The 2,492-nt window shown below is 66.8% G+C and carries 2 protein-coding genes and 1 pseudogene; all 3 read right to left on the bottom strand.

What is annotated here, in order from left to right:
• Positions 1 to 748, bottom strand: a pseudogene (locus tag JOZ79_RS00055) (cytochrome P450); the annotation flags it as partial.
• A gap of 10 nt (positions 749 to 758) precedes the next feature.
• Positions 759 to 2,213: an aldehyde dehydrogenase gene (locus JOZ79_RS00050; protein WP_294068885.1), complete on the bottom strand. Its 1,455-nt coding sequence runs from the start codon at positions 2,211 to 2,213 to the stop codon at positions 759 to 761.
• A gap of 80 nt (positions 2,214 to 2,293) precedes the next feature.
• Positions 2,294 to 2,492, bottom strand: a 199-nt coding sequence (locus JOZ79_RS00045) for a hypothetical protein (RefSeq protein WP_294068882.1), incomplete at its 5' end; no start/stop codon positions are given.

The following is a 2,492-nucleotide window of genomic DNA, read 5'->3' as shown; positions in this document are numbered from 1 at the left end:
CTCCGAAGATCAGGGTCAGCATGCCGATGATCTCGTCGTCGGTCAGCGGGCGCTCTTCAATGCGCGCATTGACCACGAAGCTGACGAGATCGTCTGAGGTCGAGCCGACCCGCTCCTTGGCCACGCCGCGCAGGTAGCTCGCCACCTCGCCCATCGCCGCCGAACGTTCGGCCATGTCGGCGCCGTGGAGGACGCCGTGCATCCAGCCGTAGAACACCTCCACCCTATCGGTTGGGAGGCCCATCAGTTCCAGGAAGATGTAGATCGGAAAGGCGCGGCCGAAGGCCTGCATGAATTCGACGCTTTTCTGATCCTGCAGCGCCTCGATCAGCTGCACCGCTCGTTCGCGGACCTTGTCCTCCATCTCTGCGATCCGCTTGGGGCTCATGATCGGATTGAGCAGCGTCCGGTAAGCGCTGTGCGCCGGCGGATCGGTCTCGGTCGGGATCAAGGGCCAGGTCTCGCCGATCAGCGCGGAGAACCCCGACATGCCTTCGGAGGAGAATACCTCGGGGTTCTGCAGAATCCCCCGAATGTCCTCGGCCCGGGTCGGCGTCCAGGCGGGGCCCCGGAACGGATCGCCAACGTTGAAGAAGACGCGGGGCCCGTCATGCATCCTGGCGATCAAAGCGTGCGGACAGGTCGCGATCTCAGGATCGCTGAACAGATTGACGCTGCGCACAAGCTCATGCGGCACATGCGGCGGGACCTTCGCCAGGGCTTGGTCGGGAACCGATGGATCGAGCATGGAGCGCTCCTCAAGCCTCAGGTCGAGCGCGGTTGAAGACGGACTTGTATTCGATGAAGGAAGCGAGGCCCTCGGGGCCCATTTCCCGACCGATGCCCGAGCTCTTGAAGCCGCCGAAGGGGCAGTACGGGTCCACACCGAACATGTTCAGGCCGATGGTTCCGGTGCGGATGCGGCTCGCGGCCCGATATGCGCGATCGGGGTCGGCGGAGAAGACCGCGCCGCCCAGGCCATAGGTCGAGGCGTTGGCCAGGGCGACGGCCTCGTCATCGCCGCCGTCGTAGGGAATGACCACGCCCACCGGACCGAAGATTTCCTCACGGGCGATGGTCATGTCGTTGCTGGCCTCGGCGAACACGGTGGGCTCCACATACCAGCCCTTGTCGAGCCCTTTCGGCCGCCCGCCGCCGATCGCAAGCGTGGCCCCTTCCTCGCGCCCGAGGCCGAGGTAGCGTTCCACGCGCTCGCGCTGGCGCTCGGCGATGAGCGGCCCCATCGTGGTCTCAGGGTCTCGCGGATCGCCGACCTTGAGTCCTTTGACGAAGCTCACCATCGCGTCGACGACTTCGTCGTGGCGGTTCCGTGGAACCAAGACGCGGGTCAAGGCCGCGCAAGCCTGACCGTTGTTGAACGCCAGGCCGAGCGGGATCGCACACTGCACCAGGCTTTCCACCGCCGCATCCTGCAGCATGACGGCGGCCGACTTGCCGCCCAGTTCCAGGGAGCAGCGCTTCAACTCCTCGCCGCAGATGGCGGCGATCTTTCGGCCCGCCGCGGTGCTGCCCGTGAAGGAGACCTTGTCGATCCCCGGATGGCGCACGAGGTGCTCACCCGCCTCGCGGCCGCCGGGAACGATGTTCAGCACGCCGGGCGGAAGACCCGCGGCCGCGGCGGCGTCCGCCATGTAGAAGGCGTCCAGCGGTGCCTCGGGCGCAGGCTTGGCGACGATCGTGCAGCCGGCGGCCAGCGCGGGCGCCACCTTCAGCGCTAGGATGAACAGCGGCCCGTTCCACGGCGTGATCGCGGCGACCACGCCGACGGGCTCCTGCCGGACCACGGCGGGCCCGAGGGCGCCTTGGCGAGGAGCCTCGAACGGCCAGGTCTCCGCCAGGTCGGCATAGTATTCGAACAGCGGCGAGGGGCCGTCGCCCCCGCCGCGCTTCAGGAAGGAGATCGGCGAGCCCATCTCGTCGCAGAGCAGTTCGGCGATCTCATCGCCGCGCTCACGCATGTAGGCCGCCATGCGCCGCATCACCGCGGCGCGCTCCCTGGCCGGCGTCCAGGGCCAGGGCCCTGCGTCGAAGGCTTGCCGCGCGGCCGCGACCGCCGCGTCGATGTCGGCCGGCCCGGCGTCGGCGGATCGACCCACCAGCTCCAGCGTCGCCGGCGAGTGGACGACGATCTCCCCTCCCGCAGCCGCCGCGACCCAGTCGCCGCCGATGAAATGGTCTCTGCGTTCCCGCATGGAACTCCTCCCTGATGGATCGCCGGCCGCTAGCTATTGGTGGGGCGGAATCCATCAATCAGTTGAATGAAGATTTGGGATCAGCCCTTGTAGGCAATCTCAAGCAAAGATCCGTCCGGATAGTGAAAGTCTCCAGTGGAATAGCTCTTGCCGATCGTCCCGATCAGCAACCGGTTGCCCTGGAATTTTACTTGAGGGTGGCCACCCTGGAGGTAGCGCGCGAAGAGATGGCGCTCGCCCTTTTCGTCCGTACGATAGATCGCCGCGTCATACGGCAGG

The organism is Sphingomonas sp. (assembly GCF_019242355.1).
Classification (GTDB): Bacteria; Pseudomonadota; Alphaproteobacteria; order Sphingomonadales; family Sphingomonadaceae; genus Sphingomicrobium.
Note: the sequence above shows the minus strand (reverse complement) of the source record. Positions and strands in the feature narration are given on the sequence as shown.